The 18458-nt window shown below is 30.1% G+C and carries 16 protein-coding genes; 6 read left to right on the top strand and 10 right to left on the bottom strand.

Going from position 1 to position 18458, the window contains the following annotated elements; genetic code table 11:
* The first annotated feature begins 97 nt into the window (after positions 1-97).
* On the top strand, positions 98-2542 hold the full coding sequence (gene porW, locus EOV51_RS02110; RefSeq protein ID WP_128149401.1) for a type IX secretion system periplasmic lipoprotein PorW/SprE: 2445 nt from the start codon (positions 98-100) through the stop codon (positions 2540-2542).
* Positions 2543-2833: 291 nt separating this feature from the next.
* Here the strand turns inward: porW and aspS are convergent, their stop codons facing one another.
* From aspS to EOV51_RS02095, 3 genes are read right to left on the bottom strand one after another with little or no spacing between them, the layout of a single operon-like run.
* Positions 2834-4588 carry an aspartate--tRNA ligase gene (gene aspS / locus EOV51_RS02105; protein WP_128149399.1) on the bottom strand — a complete coding sequence of 585 codons (1755 nt, stop codon included), beginning with the start codon at positions 4586-4588 and terminating at the stop codon, positions 2834-2836.
* A 58-nt stretch (positions 4589-4646) separates the two neighbouring features.
* Complete coding sequence (locus EOV51_RS02100; protein WP_128149397.1) at positions 4647-5621, bottom strand: hypothetical protein; 975 nt, start codon at positions 5619-5621, stop codon at positions 4647-4649.
* A 30-nt stretch (positions 5622-5651) separates the two neighbouring features.
* Positions 5652-6545, bottom strand: coding sequence for a CorA family divalent cation transporter (locus EOV51_RS02095; RefSeq protein WP_128149395.1), 894 nt, complete (start codon positions 6543-6545; stop codon positions 5652-5654).
* 202 nt (positions 6546-6747) lie between these two features.
* On the opposite strand from EOV51_RS02095, the gene EOV51_RS02090 reads away from it, so the two are divergent.
* Complete coding sequence (locus EOV51_RS02090; protein WP_128149393.1) at positions 6748-7410, top strand: murein L,D-transpeptidase catalytic domain-containing protein; 663 nt, start codon at positions 6748-6750, stop codon at positions 7408-7410.
* A gap of 75 nt (positions 7411-7485) precedes the next feature.
* Here EOV51_RS02090 and EOV51_RS02085 read toward each other — a convergent pair whose 3' ends face one another.
* Together EOV51_RS02085 and EOV51_RS02080 are read right to left on the bottom strand one after the other, a co-directional pair.
* Positions 7486-7872: a hypothetical protein gene (locus EOV51_RS02085; protein ID WP_128149391.1), complete on the bottom strand. Its 387-nt coding sequence runs from the start codon at positions 7870-7872 to the stop codon at positions 7486-7488.
* A gap of 40 nt (positions 7873-7912) precedes the next feature.
* Positions 7913-8539: a hypothetical protein gene (locus EOV51_RS02080; RefSeq protein WP_128149389.1), complete on the bottom strand. Its 627-nt coding sequence runs from the start codon at positions 8537-8539 to the stop codon at positions 7913-7915.
* A 151-nt stretch (positions 8540-8690) separates the two neighbouring features.
* On the opposite strand from EOV51_RS02080, the gene pepE reads away from it, so the two are divergent.
* From pepE to EOV51_RS02060, 4 genes are all read left to right on the top strand, one after another.
* Positions 8691-9383: a dipeptidase PepE gene (pepE, locus tag EOV51_RS02075; RefSeq protein ID WP_128149387.1), complete on the top strand. Its 693-nt coding sequence runs from the start codon at positions 8691-8693 to the stop codon at positions 9381-9383.
* 70 nt (positions 9384-9453) lie between these two features.
* Positions 9454-10422: a type I phosphomannose isomerase catalytic subunit gene (locus tag EOV51_RS02070; protein WP_128149385.1), complete on the top strand. Its 969-nt coding sequence runs from the start codon at positions 9454-9456 to the stop codon at positions 10420-10422.
* A gap of 7 nt (positions 10423-10429) precedes the next feature.
* Positions 10430-11179, top strand: coding sequence for a lysophospholipid acyltransferase family protein (locus EOV51_RS02065; protein ID WP_228427682.1), 750 nt, complete (start codon positions 10430-10432; stop codon positions 11177-11179).
* A gap of 12 nt (positions 11180-11191) precedes the next feature.
* On the top strand, positions 11192-11635 hold the full coding sequence (locus tag EOV51_RS02060) for a YqaA family protein (protein ID WP_128149382.1): 444 nt from the start codon (positions 11192-11194) through the stop codon (positions 11633-11635).
* 6 nt (positions 11636-11641) lie between these two features.
* Here EOV51_RS02060 and EOV51_RS02055 read toward each other — a convergent pair whose 3' ends face one another.
* From EOV51_RS02055 to EOV51_RS02035, 5 genes are all read right to left on the bottom strand, one after another.
* Positions 11642-14263, bottom strand: a complete 2622-nt coding sequence (locus EOV51_RS02055; RefSeq protein WP_164875225.1) for a TonB-dependent receptor — start codon at positions 14261-14263, stop codon at positions 11642-11644.
* A gap of 20 nt (positions 14264-14283) precedes the next feature.
* Positions 14284-14991: a GLPGLI family protein gene (locus EOV51_RS02050; protein WP_128149378.1), complete on the bottom strand. Its 708-nt coding sequence runs from the start codon at positions 14989-14991 to the stop codon at positions 14284-14286.
* Positions 14992-15175: 184 nt separating this feature from the next.
* Positions 15176-15400 (bottom strand): hypothetical protein, encoded by a 225-nt coding sequence (locus EOV51_RS02045; protein ID WP_128149376.1) that lies wholly within the window; start codon positions 15398-15400, stop codon positions 15176-15178.
* A 392-nt stretch (positions 15401-15792) separates the two neighbouring features.
* Positions 15793-17940, bottom strand: coding sequence for an FUSC family protein (locus EOV51_RS02040; protein WP_164875224.1), 2148 nt, complete (start codon positions 17938-17940; stop codon positions 15793-15795).
* A 114-nt stretch (positions 17941-18054) separates the two neighbouring features.
* The gene (locus EOV51_RS02035; protein WP_128149372.1) at positions 18055-18453 is read right to left on the bottom strand and encodes a DUF1634 domain-containing protein; all 399 of its coding nucleotides are present in this window, start codon (positions 18451-18453) and stop codon (positions 18055-18057) included.
* Between the last annotated feature and the right edge of the window lie 5 nt (positions 18454-18458).

The raw sequence follows: 18458 nt of genomic DNA, 5'->3' as shown, positions 1-18458 counted from the left end.
ATAATCTTTTAGTTAGTAGCTTAATTGTGCTTTTTAAGACAACAAATATAAGATATTTTCGTTTTTTTAGTAGCTTTGCTATAAGTTAATAAAATAAATGAAAAAAATACTTTATATCTTACTTTTATTGAGTTTTATAGTTTCATGTTCTACTAAAAAAACAGGAATTACTAACCGCACTTATCACAGAATTACTTCCTGGTATAATACCATATTTAATGGAAATGTAGCTCTTGAAGAAGATCAGAAATCAAAAAGAGAAGGATATAAAGATAATTTTTCTGTTTTGTTAAAAGTTGATCCGATAGATCCATTTACGGAAAGTTCGGAAGATTTGAGTCTTTCTACTACTTACAGCAATCCATCCAAAAAAGAATTTAATCCTTACGGATTATTAAACGGGAATAATCAGAATACAGTGCAATCTCAGGCTCAGGGTTTGGATAGGGTAATTGAAAAAGGAAAAAAAGCTATTGAAAATCATTCTATGCAGGTCAAAGGCAAAGAATATAACTCTATGCTTGCTGAAGCCTATCTTCTATTAGGAAAAGCAAGTTACTATAAAAAAGATCCTTTTGAAGCTTTAAATTATTTAAACTATATGAATGCTGCAATGGTTAAAAATAATAAAGTTAATGAAGGTAAGGTGTATATAGCTTTATCCCATGCACTTGCAGGTAATTCTTTTGAAGCTAATGAGCAGTTTGATAAATTACTGAAAGAAGATCTGAAAAAGAAAGATATTAAATTACTGACGAAAGCATATTCTCAATTTTTAATGGATGAAGATAGATTTAAAGAAGGGATTGCTGCATTGGAGGTTGCAAAAAAATATCATAAAGGAAAATATGAAAGGGGACGTTATAGTTTTATTCAGGGTCAGCTTTCGGAAAAGCTGAAAAAAGAAAAATCAGCAGCAGAGTATTATCAGATGGCTTATGATAAAAAGCCTTCTCCAGAACTTGAAATAAAATCACAAATAGCTTTGTCCAGGTTGTTTACAGGTGACAGCCTAGCTTATAAGGAAAGAATGTCCTTTCTGAAAAAGCTGACCAGACAGGGACTGTATCAATCAAGAAAAAATGAATTGTATTATGCTATGGGACTGGTTGCCGCTAAACAAAGCAGAGAAAAACAAGCAATGGAATGTTTTTTACAATCATTGAAGGAGAGAGAGAGTGATCCTCAGGTACGGGCATTAACATACCAGGCAGTAGGAGATGTTTATTTTTCAAAACCCGATTATGTATATGCAGGAGCTTATTATGATAGTGCAATTTCCAGATTTGTAGATCCTTCTATGAAAGCCAGACTTGAAGTTAAAAACAAGGCCTTGAAAGATTTAACATCAAAATATTATCTGGTTAAAAAAAATGATAGTATACTTTCGGTTGCAAATATGACTCCCGAACAGAGAAATGAGTATTACGGAAAATATATCTCAAAGCTGAAAGATCAGGAGGAAAAAGCTAGAATAGAGATGGAAAAGCAGATGCAAAGAGACAATAATGTTGTTTTTGCTACCGAAACTTTAGCAGATGGTTCAATGGGATTAGTTTCAGGAACTCCTACGACAGGTGGAAAATGGTATTTTTATAATAGCAATCTTAAACAATCCGGACAATCTGAATTCAGAAAATTATGGGGAAGTCGTTCACTTGTAGATAATTGGAGGATGAGCAAAAAAATATCCAGTCTGGATGAAGTTAAAAATGATTTGTTAGGACAAAAAGAAGTTAAAAATCCTAGGAGATTTGAAGTAGAATTCTATACTGAAAAAATACCTTCCAGCCGTGTGGATCTTGAAAAGTTGAAAATGGAACGGGATACCACTGAACTAGCTTTAGGTATCTTATATTATGATAAGTTAAGAGATTTAAAATCAGCCAATACTTCTTTAGAACATTTACTATCTACTCCTCCAATGGATGAGTCTGTAGCACTTTCTGCCATGTATAACCTCTATCGTTACAATAAAGAAATAAATCCTGAAATTTCTCGTAAGTACGCCGATTTGGTGGTATCTAAATATCCAGGATCTAAATATGCAGAAAGTATATTAAATCCAGATATAGATATTTTTAAATCAAAATCTGGTACAGCAACAAGGTATTATGAAGAGGCATATAAAAAATATGAGCAGGGAAAATATTCAGAAGTGAAAGAGATGTCTGAGCAGGCATTGAAAAACTATCCGACAGATGAGATTATTGCTAAGTTTTCTCTTCTTTCCGTTTTTTGTGATGGAAGAATGGGAAATAAACAGGCTTTTATGGACGGTCTGCAAAGAGTTGCCACGGCTTTTGAAAATAGAGAGGAAGGAAAAAAAGCAGCTGAATTACTAGATTTTTTCACAAAAAAGGAAAAAGAAAATACTTCACAACCACACAATGTAAATCAAAGGAAAGATACAAACACATTAGATCCTACAGATCCGGACAATGTTTATAAAAGCTATGATCCACAAGGCCGAAGAATTGAAAATACAAATCAACAACCTTCTTATATTGATCGCAGAAATCCGGGAATTCCTGAAGATTAATGCTGTAAGTTGCATCTTAAGATTCTAATAAGTGTGGGTTTCTCTGTGTTTTTTCTGTAAAAAATTAAGATATGATTAAAATCAGTAAATTATTTATAATCATTCTAAATAAATAAACTATATTTGCAGTAATAAAAAATGAAAATTACTTACGATTCATTTTTATAGTGATAAAAAGTAATTTTTTCATTTCTGTGTATTCACATAAATTGGTTTTATTTTATTAGTTTGTAAAGAAAAGCCTTTGTTGTTTAACAAAGGCTTTATTTTTTATTTAAAGAGTTTATTTTATCATTTTTTCGGAGATAATGCTATTTCAAGCTCATCAAGCTGTTGTTGATGAATAGGGGATGGTGCATCAATCATAACATCTCTTCCTGAATTGTTTTTAGGAAATGCTATATAATCACGAATGACTTCCTGCCCTCCAAGTAGAGCAACCAGGCGATCAAAGCCAAAAGCCAGACCTGCATGAGGGGGAGCTCCAAATTTAAATGCATTCATTAAAAAACCAAACTGTGCTTCAGCATCTTCCGGACTAAATCCTAATAAAGAAAACATTTTTGATTGTAGTTCTTTATCAAATATACGTACTGAACCTCCTCCAATTTCGTTTCCGTTTAGAACCAGATCATAAGCATTTGCACGCACTTTTCCGGGCTCTTTTTCAAGTAAAGGAATATCTTCCGGCTTGGGAGATGTAAACGGGTGGTGCATGGCTGCAAATCTTTTTTCTTCTTCATTCCATTCTAACAGCGGAAAGTCGACCACCCATAAAGGTGCAAAAACTTCCGGATTTCTTAATCCTTGTTTTTCAGCAACTTCCATTCGTAGCGCACTAAGCTGAGGTCGAACCTTATCTGCATTTCCAGAAAGAATTAGGATTAAGTCGCCAGGTTGAGATTTTGCTTTTTCGATAACTTTACGCAATTGTTCCTCAGAATAAAATTTGTCAACAGAAGATTTAATAGTTCCGTCTTCATTATATCTCACATATACCATTCCACTGGCACCTATTTGCGGACGTTTTACCCAATCAGTTAAAGCGTCTATCTGCTTACGGGTATAGCTGGCACATCCTTCGGCATTAATACCGACAACCAATTCAGCTTCATCAAATATTTTAAATCCGCTGTTTTTCAATTCATCATTTAATTCGATAAATTGCATTCCAAAGCGAATATCAGGTTTATCATTACCGTATTTTCTCATTGCTTCCTCATAGCTCATACGAGGGAATTGTTCAAATTCAATATTTTTAAGCTTTTTTAGCAAATGCTTGGTTAAACCTTCAAATGTTTGAATAACGTCCTCCTGCTCAACAAAAGACATTTCACAATCAATTTGAGTAAACTCGGGTTGACGGTCTGCTCTAAGGTCTTCATCCCTGAAACATTTTACTATCTGAAAATACTTATCCAGACCACCTACCATAAGGAGCTGTTTAAAGGTTTGTGGTGATTGTGGGAGAGCATAAAACTGCCCCGGATTCATTCTTGAAGGAACTACAAAATCACGGGCTCCTTCAGGAGTTGATTTAATGAGAACCGGAGTTTCTACTTCAATAAAACCTTCATTAGAAAGATAATTTCTAACTAACTGTGCTACTTTACTTCTGAAAATTAATTTATCTTTTACCGGATTTCTTCGTATATCGAGATATCTGTATTTCATTCGTAATTCCTCGCCTCCATCAGTTTCATCTTCAATAGTAAAAGGCGGAGTTAAAGAAGAATTTAAAATGGATAAGTTTTCAACCAATAATTCAATATTTCCGGTGGGAATATTAGGATTTTTGCTTGTCCGTTCAATCACTTTTCCGGTTGTTTGTATAACAAATTCACGACCTAGTTTGCGAGCTTGTTCCATTAACTCCGGGGAAGACCTTTGTTCGTCAAAAACCAATTGGGTAATTCCGTAGCGATCTCTTAAATCCACCCAAATCACAAAACCCATATCCCGCACACCTTGTACCCATCCGCTAAGGGTTACGGTTTCATTCACATTTGATTCGGTCAGTTCACCACAAGTATTTGTTCTGTACATATCTTAACAATATTTGTTTACAAAAATAGCGATAATCAACCGAATAAAAATAGAAATTTTAATCAGTCGATATACTGAAGAGAATTTTCTCTCCGGGATAGGCAAGATTATTTTCTAGAAAAAAATATTTTTTTTGTGAAACTAAAATGGGGGTGAAGTTTCGGTTTATAAAATCGGAATCTAATGCTTTAATTTTAAAATAAGTAACTTTATTGTTAATAGTTAAGCTATAGTAGTACGTGTAATATGACTTAATCATTGGAGTGAAACTAAGAGGAGGTTTGGTTGTCAGATGGTTTTTCGAAAAAATAGAATCAATAAGTTGAATTTTCGGATATTCTTCATCCATAGAATCATCACTATATTGTAAAGAAGCATATTTACGGGTAATGTCTTCTTGATTTTTTAATTGTTTATATGCATAAACTTCATCTGTATATTTATCTATTAATAAAAAGTAATAAAATTTGTCCTCATAACGACTGCCAATAGATTCTTCAGGAATTAAATCTTTTCCGTGATTATTTAGAAATGCTTCATTTGTATCTTTTACAAATGAAAATGCTTTTTTATGGTAAGATAAATTTGGTGAGATAGAAGAATAATAAAGTTCGCTTTTTAAACTATCTTTTTCATCTATAATTAGCTCATAAATACGGTCTTGTTTTATAAAGAGATAACTTTTATTCAAAGTATTTGAAAATTTTTTGAAGTAAACAGGGTTTAAATTAATATCAAAAACGCCTATTTTGTTTTTATTATTAAGTAATTCAGGATGTTCACGAATTTGTGCTGGATCAATATTTTCTGTATTATAGTAAATAAACATATAAGGGTGATTCGGAATTTTAAAAGCAAAAATGATATGCATGGAATCGTATTTTGTAGTTTTAAATTCAGAAAATGTTGTTTCAGGAAAATGAGGCCAATCTTTATGTATGTCTTTTTGTGGTATTTTAAAGCCTAAGGCATATAAATAAATAGAAAAAACAATTAGTAATGTTAGGATTACAAATAAAATAATTTTTTTCATAGCAATTTATTGATGCGTGTTAATTATAAACTATAACCATTTCTTTTTTTTCAACCAGAAATATATCAGAAGGGTAATTAGCAACATAGAAAGCATAATTATGGGGTAACCCCATTTTTGGCCAAGCTCAGGCATGTATTTAAAATTCATTCCATAAATACCGGCAATAAACGTAAGTGGCATAAAAAAAATGGAAAAAATGGTGAGTGTTTTCATAATTTCATTGGTTTTCTGTGAGGAAAGAGAAATATAAAGATTCAGCAAATTGTTTAAATCTTCAATCACCTGTTCATGCAGGGTAGTTAATTTAACATATAAATCTTTTAAATCCTGATAAGATGCTTTTTCTTGTTTTGAGGGTTTAACTGATTTTATAACCTCTTCTGTAAGAATGAGCATTTTTGTGCAAAGATTGGTTTTACGTTTTAATGAATAAATATTTTGAAGAACTAAAGAGGAGGGATGTTTCGTAAATAAGCGGTTTTCGAAAAAATCGAGCTTATTTATTGTTGCAATAATAGAATCGTTATATGTTTGTAAGACTGAATATAGAATTTTTATAATTACACTGGTGGTTGTAGTAGCTTTCCCAGGATTTATATATTTTTCTTCAATAGTGGAAAGAAAGTCCATTTTGACACGATGGATGGATACAATAATTTTATCATTATAAAAAATAGCTATTTTGTTTGAAAGATTTTCAATATTGGATTCTTTTTTAGCATTTTTATGAACCATCCGGACAATAAAAAAATTAATATCGTTTTCCGTCTCAAATTTAGGCAGGTGATTAGGCTCCAGACTGTCAGCAAGGTTATAGTAATTAAGATTACACTGATTTGCAATGGTTTGTAACTCTTCTTTTTCCGGATTTAATAAATCAATCCATTGGTAACTTGGCTGTTGCAAGGTTTTTACTGACATAAAAAATCTTCTTTCAGTAAATTTACTAATTTAAAATTCATTATTTAATAAATAAATAGTAAATTCTATGTATAGTTACAAGTTATGACTATTATTTTAGTGAACACGGAACTTATGTCAATTAATAAGTTCAATACATATAGTTATTGTGCAATAAAATTATATAAATTACAGTTAAATATTCTATAACTGTATTAATTATATGTATAGATTTGTTAAAATTCTAAGATTATTTATTATTGTATGTATTTTCGGGTATATTTTCTCCAATTTTTATAAATGTAAAGATGTAGGGGCAAAAACAATACTAAAAGATGTTTATTCACAAAATCAGGATAATTATGATGATATTAAAAAGAAATCAAAAGAAGCCTATACATTTTGTAAAAAAAATAATTTCAATCAGGATTTTTGTATTTTGATAGATATGAAAATACCATCAGGAAAGAACCGAATGTTTGTTTGGGATTTTAAAAAAGATACAATTATCAGAAGTGCTTTATGTGCTCATGGAATGGGAACTGGAGACTTAAAAAGCACTGAAGAAACCCCTGTTTTCAGTAATAAAGATGGAAGTTATTGTAGTTCTTTGGGAAAGTATAAGTTAGGAGTTCGTTCTTATAGCCAATGGGGTATTAACATACATTATAAAATGCATGGTTTGGAGCCTACCAACTCCAATGCGTATAAAAGAGTCATTGTGTTACATTCCTATACTCCCGTTCCTGACAATGAAATAGCTCCTAAGCATTTACCGATGGGCTGGAGTTTAGGCTGTCCTGTAACAAGTGATCCTATGATGAGGTATTTAGACTCTAAATTAAAGGCGCAGAAAAGACCTACACTTTTATGGATTTTTTATTAAACACAAAGTGTAATTTTGTTAAACAGATTTTTCGTGTGATCAAAATATATAGTCAAATGCTTTTATGTCAAAACTTTACCATATCACATTCTCTGTACATTCTTTATCGTTATAGTAGTTGAAATCTTTTAGTTTTCTAATTGTATCCGATTTTATATCTAATTCCCAGACAGCACAATTCTCAGACCAGGGATCAGTTAATATTTCAACTTTCAATGAGCCGATTTGTCGTATCGCGTGGGTATCTTTTAAAATTTCATCAGTGATAAAAGATATTTTCTGATTATACCAAATTACAATATATTCTCCACCAGCTATGCACCATTGGTCATTTTTATCAATAATTCCGCATGTTGGGTCGCCGTACATGCTTCCCAATTCAATACTTTTCAAAGTTATTAGATTTACTAAGTAAATATCCTCAAATTCATGTCCCAAATACCATTGATCCGAGGCATCCAATTTCTGAAATTAGGATTAGATAACATACTTATACTTTATGTTACAATTCTTCTAACTCATATTTTTGTACATGCGATTTATAAGCCTCTTGTGTTCTAGCGGAAAAATATAGATCGTCAACGATTTTATTTTCCTTATCGTAAACATACCATAAAAGGCAATCTGCTTTCCAATAAATTTGTAAGCCATTGTAACGAACAACATCCTCCCATTCAGTGTGAACAAAAATATCTAAATCTTCAAAAGTTATACCTGAAGTTGCACAATACTCATACCCGCCCTGAGCGCATTGATAATAAAGCATGATTGTTAAAAATTCGTTTAATAGTACCTGTTCTTCATACCATTCATTCTCATTAATTAGCTGGTATACTTTAGGGTTATTCGTATTTTTGTCAATTTCAAACCCCCAGTAACATATATTCTGATTTTCTTCCAGAAAAACCATTTTATTGTCGCTTATTTCCAGTTGTGCAGGTAATGCAAAGCGATTAAAAGCTTCAAGAAGTAGGGTGTTTTTACCGGCAAATAAATATAGATCTTTTAAAGATTTGGGTAATTTAAGGTCATATTTTAATTCCACTTTTTCAATTTCAGAATTTTTAGTTCCCTCATTAGTTAGTATTTGTCTGCCTAATAAACGCTCTGCAAGAGTTTTAATTTCCATCTTCTATAAATTTTATTCAAAAATATTAAAATTAAAATTTATACGTTATGAATATTTTAATTCTTTGTTTGCGTATAAGATGAATGGATAAATAATTTTATGAAACACCGTGTTTTGTTAATAAATGTTAATTTTACAATAAAATAGTCTAATGAAGTTATTATTATTAAGTAATTCCACACATGCTGATTTTTCAACCAATTATATACATGAATTTTTAGATAAGGTTGATACGGATATATTATTTATACCTTATGCAGCGGTTCGGCTTTCTCATGTTCAATATGAGGAACGAGTTAATCTGGCTTGGAGTGGAATTGAACGTCAGGTGAAGAGCATTCATCATTTTAGTAATCCTAAAGAGGCCGTTAGAAAATCTAAAGCTATAGTGGTAGGTGGAGGGAATACCTGGCAGTTGGTTAAAACTTTGCACGAATATGATTTAATGAATGAGATTAAAGAACATGTAAATTCGGGGATTCCATATATTGGATGGAGTGCAGGTTCTAATATTGCATGTCCGACTTTAAAGACTACTAATGATATGCCCGTTGTTGAACCCTCAAGTTTTGAAACATTAGGATTAATACCTTTCCAAATAAACCCTCATTATATGGATGCTAACCCTGATGGGCATAGAGGGGAAACAAGAGAGGAAAGAATAGAAGAATTTATAGAACTGAACAGAAATATATATGTAGCTGGATTAAGAGAAAATACATTGCTGTCATATCATAAAGGCAAAATCAAATTGCAGGGAAACCGTACGGTTCGTATATTTAAATATGGAGAGGAACCCAAAGAATTTAATTCTGATGATGATTTATCCTTTTTAATTCAGTAAGCAGAATTGCCTTTTGTAAATTCAATTTATTTAAATGTATTAATTTTGTATTAATTAAATTTTACAATATATGTCATTATATCCATTATTATTTCAGCCTTCTTACCACTATAGAATATGGGGAGGGAATAAATTAACTGCTTTTGGGAAAAAGATTACTGAAGAAAATATTGGAGAGAGCTGGGAGATATCTACTGTTCCGGGTTTTGTAAGTAAGATAGCAAATGGTGCTCATAAAGGACGTAATTTAAATGATTTAATAACTGAATATAAAGAAAAGCTTTTAGGTACTGAAGTTTATAAAAAATTTGGTTTGGACTTCCCTCTTCTGATAAAGTTTTTAGATGCTGATGCGCCTTTATCCGTACAGGTTCATCCGGATGACGTATATGCAAAAAAGTATCATAACTCTTTTGGTAAAACCGAAATGTGGTATGTATTAGAATCTGATCCTGAGTCAGAAATTATCGTGGGTTTCGAACCAGATGTGAATAAAGAAATTTTCTTACAAAAGGAAAAAGAAGGGGAAATTGAATCTGTTTTACGGAAAATTCACCCTCAAAAAGGTGATGTTGTATATATTCCTGCAGGCCGGGTTCATGCTTTAGGTAAAGGAATTATGGTTGCAGAAATTCAGCAAACCTCAGATATTACTTATCGTATCTATGATTATAATAGAGTAGATAAAGACGGTAAGAAAAGAGAACTGCATCTGCAACAAGCTGCAGATGTTTCTGATTTTTCATATATTAAGGATCCTTTTATACATTATAATAAAACTTCTGATAATGAGCTGTTGGTACAATCGCCATACTTTACAACTTCCAAAAAGATTATTCATGAATTGTTGAAAATTGAGAAATCAACTAATACATTTAAAATAATAATTATTTTAGAAGGAAAAGGGGTTTTAGAAAGTGAATCCGGTCAAATAGAAATAAACAAAGGTCAAACTGTTTTACTTCCAGCTTCGCTAGATGAAGTAACGATAAAATCTTTAATAAGCCAACCATTAACACTTTTAGAAGTTCATATTTAACTACTTTATGGAATTTATAAGAAAAATTTTAGTCATTATTTGGAAAATATGGTTTTATATTCTGGCAGCCTTATGTACCCTTTTTATCGGTACAACCATTTATTTGTTAACGTACCAGAAAAATGATAAACTGACCTATTTTTTTATGAGATTGTGGTCATATGTTTTGTTTTATGGAATGGGTTTTACTTATACTCTTAAGTACAGCCAAAAACTGGATCCTAAAAAAAATTATATTTTAGTGTCAAATCATACATCTGTTATGGATGTAGCATTAATGTTTATTCTTCATCCCAATCATCCTATTGTATTTGTAGGTAAAAAGGAACTGGAGAAGTACCCTGTTTTTGGAAGAATTTTTAAGAAGATTTCAATTTCGGTAGATCGATCAGATAAAAAAAGCAGAGCGGATGTGTTTCCGGCTGTTAAGAAAACTATTACTCTGGAAAATAAAAATGTGGTTCTTTTCCCCGAGGGAGGTGTGCCTGACAGAGATACTATTCTCGCAAATTTTAAAGATGGAGCATTTATATCTTCTCTTTACTGTAATGCGCCCATAGTTGTTTATGCTATTCATAATCTTAATAATATGTTTCCGTTTGTATTTACTCTAGGTTATCCCGGAAAAGTGAAGGTGGAAAGGTTAGATATTTTGTATCCTTTAAATAAATCAAAAGAAGAGTTAAAAGATCAAACATATCATCTGATTTATGAACAAATTAAAGATACTCCGATTATCCATCCGGAACTTAAATAGATTCATTCAGTTATGTTAGATGGATTGATAGAATATGGGTATTATGGGTTATTTTTAGCTTCATTTCTAGCAGCTACAATTTTACCATTTAGTTCTGAGGTAGTGTTAGGGGGAATTTTAGCAATAGGAGGTGAACCTTGGCTTTGTGTTATTATAGCAACCCTTGGAAATAGTTTAGGAGGAATGACTAATTATTTTTTGGGTAAGCTGGGTAAGATTGAATGGATTGAAAAATACCTGAAAATAAAGAAAGATAAAATTGATAAAATGCATAATTGGTTAGAAGGTAAAGGAGCATCCATGGCTTTTTTTTCATTTCTTCCGGTTGTTGGCGATATAATTCCGGTTGCTTTAGGGTATATGAGAGCTAATATTTTTATAGTAACATTCTCTATGTTTTTAGGTAAATTGGCTCGTTATATAATCATAATGTATGGTGTTGAGTGGTTTAAATAGTTTCAGCTACAAATTATAACTCATTCCGACTCCGGCATAACCTGGCAGCTTATGATAAATATTTCTTTGTAAAATATTATTAGTGGTAGAGGTTTCAATTGTTTCTGAACCAGCTATATTTAAAATATCATTTCCTTCGATCCAGTATTTCCAGGAAGACAGTTTATTTTTGTATATGATTTTAAAGCCCAAATTATAAATATCTTTCTTTATCTGACCACTTCGGTAAACAGTATAATTATTAGTCCATGATCCTTTTAAGTTTTCTGAAAATTTAAAGTATAAATTGAAAAAAGGAGTAATTTGAGATCTTTTTAGTGAGTTTTTTTGGTTTTTATAACTAGAAATACTGTTTGATAATTTAATACCGGATTCATAATTTAAAAATGCTTTCTTACTGTAAGATTTTAAGGCTATTTCATTAAAAATAAATGAAGATTTCATGGGGTCTTTTTCCTGATTTGTGAAAGTATCTTCAAACGAAAGGCTATAATCATTGTTAAAGCTGATTCTGGATTTAATAAATTTTAGTTTAGCTTCAAATATCAGATTTACATTCCATGATTTTTTATTTTTTGAGTTTATGTAATTAATAACTGTATAATTATTTAGTGAATTGTTATTTGTTACAGGAGTGTTTGAAGTCTGATTAAAATTAGTATTAATAATTAAATTTGTACCATTATAAAGATTTAAGAATAAATACTCAATGCCTGTGGTTGAATTCAAAAGCTCTTTGTTACTTTCAATTAAACTTTTTGTAAACAAGCTATAATAGTCGTTTAAATAATTTTGTTGATTAAATTTATCAGCAGAGAGATATGTAATATCTTTTGTGTAATAAATGGAAAGAGTATGAGTTGGAGTAAACTCAAGTTTTAACTTAGCTTTTGGTAAAAAAAAAGTAGATTTAGATTTTTCAGGATTAAAGGATAATTTATAGTCTCTTATTTCAAAGTCAAGTAGGTATTGTAAAAAATGAGTAGAATTACTGATTCCGGTTTTTAAGAACAAATAATTAGTTGATATAGGAATGTGTTCATTAGTAAGCTCCTGAACAATTGTATTTTTAAATATATTTCTTTTCCATATATATCCCAAATTTCCTTTCAAAGTAAATATACTAAATTTATGAGTAAACTTAGAAATGATACCTTTTTCGTCATTTTTTCGATAACTTCTTTGTTGTAGGCTAAGGTTATTATAGTGAAATAGAGGTTCAGATGAGGAAATTGTATATTTATTTCTATCATCTTTTAGTTCCTGATAAAGATTAAAGGTGACTAAGTTTTTTTCTGAAAATTTATATAAAAAACTAAATTGTTGAGAAAATTTTAAATTTTTAGTAGATAAATTTTCATCGTAAGAGTGAATATTAATTTTATTATTTGATTCAGTAATTCCAATTCCTTTATTGTAAGCAGGTTCCAAAGCTCCGGAATAGGATATTGATATATGGTTATTAATATCATAGTTAATTTTTAAATACGTCTGATTAAATAATAAATTTCCTTTTGTGTTGTTTTTATCAGATATCTCTGAATTGTTATCTAAAAATAATTTTTCTGAAAATATTTTTTCTCTTTGGCTTACATTGTTTAGTATAGAATAAGCCGATATTTTTAACTTCTCATTGGGTATAAAAGAGATATTTAAACTTCCCAATTGATTATTTTTTTTTATAATATTATTATCGGTCAGTAAAAAGTTAGGAAGGAAATCACTCATTTCTTTCATAGAAGAAATTTCGTTATTCATAAGTTCATTTCGGACATCCGTGTTTAATTTCAGATAATCATCGATAGTAAATCCGTTTTTTCCGGTATTTCCAGCATTTCCTATAAAACTTATAGATGATTTAGATCCAAATTTAAATAAATTGAGTTGAGAGTTATACATTTCTTTATACGATGAAAATAAGGATATATCTCCGGTAATTTTGTTTTGATATTCCTTTTTTATATCTACGTTTAGGGCTGTTTGTTGGCCTCCTTCCAAGTTTTTAGCTAGTAGAGAATTTTGATAATTCTTTAATACATCAACGGACTTAATCATCTGAGCATTTAAATTGTCCGTAGCTAGTTTATGATTGTTTCCAAAAAAGTCGTTTCCGTTAATTAATAATTTGTCAATAATTTTTCCGTTTACCTTTATATTTCCATCGTTTACTTCAATTCCTGGTAATTTATTAAGAATATCTTTTAATTTTTCTTCATGTCCGTTGGTAAAAGAATTTAAATTATAAGAAATAGTATCTCCCTTACTTTTTATAAGTTTATTTATAATAGTAATTTCTTCTAATTCTTTTTCTTTTTTATATAAATTGAAATTTTGAGTTTTGCTTTTAGATAAAAACAGACTCTCTATACTTTTATTGTATTCAATATGATTTATCTCAATATGGTAATTTCCGGAAGGAATATGTTCAATTTTGTAGTAACCTTCATGATCGGAAATACTATATCCGATGGTTAGGTTGCTTGCTGAATCAGTTAGTTGAACTGATGCATAAGGTATAGCCGTATCGTCAGAATTATATATTTTCCCTTCGATAAAATAGAGATTTTGAGCAATCGTAAAATTAGCAATAAGGGAGGCTGAAAATATACATATAAATTTAAAAGACAAAATTTTCAAAGTAGTTGTTTTTAAAATGTTTCTTCAATAGTTCCGTCCTGTATTTCTTGAATTTTTTCTTTTAATAAAATATTATAATCATTTTGAGATATAGCTTTTCCTTTCGTCGGTTTTACAATTTCATAATCGGAGTTGAAATCAATTGAAACAAGTTTATAAGTTTGGTATTCCTGTTCAAGTTCAATAATTAATCCCGGCAGGCCACAATAGTTTTCCGGACCGTCCGGAATGGCTAAATCTATTGTATACCATGCAGTTATAGGCCCTTGACTTTCAGATAAAGTCGTGGCTTTTTTGCATGTATAAGAATCAATCTTTTTTTCATCTCCTGTAAATTTCCACTTTGTATTATTAAGTTTGTCTGTTACAAGAAAAAGTTTTCCAAAAAAATCAGATTGATATACATATAAATTTTCTTGCATATTTTTATAGGTTTGATCATTTGCACCAATTTCAATGATTTTAGTGTTGTCTTTATTTTGTATAGACTTGTCTTTTAAAAATAATGAAATTCCATTTTTATAATATAAATTATAAGTAAACGGTTCCGAAAAAAATAAATTTAAATTTTGAACTGCTTCTCCCTCTGGGCTTTCACTTTTAATTTTGTCTAAATTAAAAATAGTTTTATAAACTATTTTATATGTTTGGCTGTATAAGTGTAACGGAGTGAAAACTGTTATTATAATTATAATAGTATTAAGTAAGTATCTTTTCATTTTTCGGATCTTTAATTGTGATAAATTTCAATAGTAAATAAGATAATTCATAGTATAAAATTTATACACTAGCGATGTACATTGTTTATACTATGAATTATACACTATGTTTGATTGATTTATAATTAAAATCAGGATAAAATAACTAAGTATAATAAACTGAAAATAATAATATTTATGACATTTAAGCTACATAGCATCTATATCTATGATATAGTTTTCCATTCAACCAATATGAATACCAGTAAACGCATCTGTAAACAGCTTCATCTTCCAGTGACATTTTGGAAGTAGTTGTTACGGTTGTGTAATTGTTTTCAATGGCTAATGGTAACGTGTCTGCTTTTGCCTGTGTTGAAGTGGCAAGGCCGGCAACTATAATCGCTGCCGAAAATAATAGTTTTTTCATAATTTAATAAGTTTAAAAATTCCTACTTTCAGATTTTTAAATGTCGCTGTTTCGGATTTTCCGACATAATCATCAATTAATTTTTATGTTGATATTCGCGACTATCAATATTTAAAATATATAATTGATGATTATACTAATGTTTTAATCTTAATATGAAACAAAAGTAAATATTAAATTATTACAATGCAATAAGCTAAAATATTGGTTTGATTTTTGTGTAAGCCTTCAATTGTGAAATATTCAGCATTTTATAAATTTTTAAGAAGAAGAATCAATAAATTGTAAAAACATACTCGTTTTTTTTAATAAAAACATAGTATGTTTTTTTTTGCTATTTTTTATAAGATTAACTTATATTTATAAAATAAGATTTTAATAGAAAAGAAATATCACAAAGAAAATTCGAATTGAGAATTTTTCCATTCATGAAATTCTTTTAATTTTTTTACGTAGTTATATATTTGTTGGGAAAGTATATAAATTTCTTTAAGCTGATAAGTATTTAAACTTTGATTATTTAAATTCAAATTAAATTCCTCTTCCAGCCAGTTGCTTTCTTCTCCAGGATTCCTGTTTTGTATCAAGCTAATACAATTGGTTAATGTTTGCTCGATTAATTGTATCAAACGATTATCTGTTTCTGTAATTGTATTTTTTTGCGATGTAAAAGTATAAGTTCTTAATGCAGAAATTCTCGTAGAAAGTAAGTTTATAAGTGTCTGAATATTATAAATATCAGATTTATAATCTTTAGATAAAGAAGGTTCAGATATAATTCGTTGAAAAGAACTGGATAAATTTGAAGTTCCTAACAAAACATCCTTTCGGGCCAATTTAACCTCAGTATCAGATAATTTATCTTCATGTTGTAAATTAAAAGTCAGTTTTTTAAAATAATTTAAATTATAATTTAATAATTTACTGATGAGAGTGGGGAGAATTTTATACTCCCAGGTAGGTAAAAAGAGAAAACTGAGAATAAAAGCTATAATTACGGCAATGGCAGTTCCTCCCAGTCTGTGATATATATTAATCCAATTATCGCTCCCCTGATGTTCCAAGAAAATTAAAAGGATGACAAAAATAGTTACAAAAGCAACTCCTACCTTGTAATTGATGGGAATAAAACTATAAGCACCTACAATACAGATAACCGTCAGAAAAGTAATAACATAAACGTTTTGAGTCAGTAAAAGCAAAAGCAAAGTAATAACTGCCCCGGCAGCCGTTCCTTGTAAACGTTGAATAGCATAGTTCTTTGTATTTCCGTATACAGGTTTAAGGATAAGTATAATGGTCAGGTAAACCCATGAAAAATATTTGATTTCCAAGGCAATACATATAAAATATGATAAAAGTATTGCCATGCTTACACGTAAGGCATGCCTGAATATATTGGAACGTAAGTTTAAATTAGCTTTTAATGTGGTAAAATTATAATTGTATTCTTGTGTAAATTTTTCTAATTGTAAATCCTCATAAGTTGTTTTTTCATTACTGAAGTTTCCGTTGATAATGGATTTAATAATTTGGGTTTGTTTGTAAAAGGATCTGAAAATAAATCTTACATGTTTTAACGCATGAACATTAACATCCCTACAGGCAACACTACCGTTTTCAATATTTAAAATATGTTCTTTAAACTTAGTAAGCAAAGAAGTATCTATAGTAATAGTAACTTTTTTATGTAAATTTATAGACCAGTTAATACCATCAAGAATCAGCCTCATATTTAATAAACCGGTAGTAAAATCCTGCTTTAATCCGCTTTTTTCCAGCGAGTAAATAAGCTTATCATCTTGGATATTTAAAGAAATGAGCTGCTCATATAAATCTATCAAAGCACTGAAAATAAGTGTCATTCTCCTTCCTTTAGCGGAAAAGCTTTTTGCGTTAATACGCAGTCGAAAGAGATTTTCACGTATATCTTCATGGGTAGCATGAATTTTTTCCTGTTTTTCAAAAATTTTAATAAGAATATCGTTTAGTTTTTGCTTCTTTTCCGGTGAATTACTTTTTATCAGAAAATAATGATAGAGAAGGTCGGTATATTCTCCTAACTGTTTAATATTCTCACTAAGCTTTTGCTCTATAACGCGATAGGGTTGAATACGCCAAAGACCCAGTGAAACAATTCCGTAAAACACAACACCGGACATCATGGCTAAAGTATTCGTAAATATATCATGTGATTGAAAACTACAGGCATATACAATACATAATAACGCAGAAGTACTAATGCTTACTGCTCGGGAACCATAGATAAATAAAAGTGAAAAAAAGAAACCACTAAAAGTTACCCATAAACCAAAAGACACGACATGAGAGGTATAAGGCAATAACAACTGACTGATTAGAACGACCAAAAAATAAAATACAGCTCCTATAGACTGAGTATAAAGTTTTATTTTAATAGTTCCCGGATTATCTCCTATTCCTGCTACCAAAGCACCAGAAGAAGCCAGTACGCCAATGTCCAAACGGTTAAACAAAATACCAATAATCATAGGCATAAGCATTACAAAAGCTATTCTCAAACCCCTGCTAAAATAAAAGCTGAAAATAAAAAAAGTACTTTCGGAAACTATATGTTTTATTTTTTGATACATTAATTGAATAAGTCTGGTTAAAGAAAAGTAAGTCTTTTAAGATTATCCTTCGATACCAAAAAATAAATTGGAAAGGATGATTGCCAGAACTATGCAGGTAATAATAACGTACATACGATCTTTTTCAACAGCAAAAGCAAAGATTGAAAAAGCTATTCTGACAATAGGAGTTGCGATAAGGACAGCAACCCCCAACTGAATGATAGCTAATCCATCCCATTCAAAGACTCTGGGAATAATAGTAGGTATTTCCCTCAAATATTCAGAGGTTCCGGTAAATACTTCAAAATTCGGTTTTTCATGAGGGTGTTGATATATGTAAATTAAACCACCCAAAATGGTTATACAGGAAGAAATTATTACACCATAGCGTAATAATTTGCCAATAAGAAGTTCAACATCACGTTCTACCCAAAACGATTTAGTAAATAAATTTGCCATTTTAC

This window comes from Apibacter raozihei (genome assembly GCF_004014855.1).
In the GTDB taxonomy this organism is placed as follows: Bacteria; Bacteroidota; Bacteroidia; order Flavobacteriales; family Weeksellaceae; genus Apibacter; species Apibacter raozihei.
Note: the sequence above shows the minus strand (reverse complement) of the source record. Positions and strands in the feature narration are given on the sequence as shown.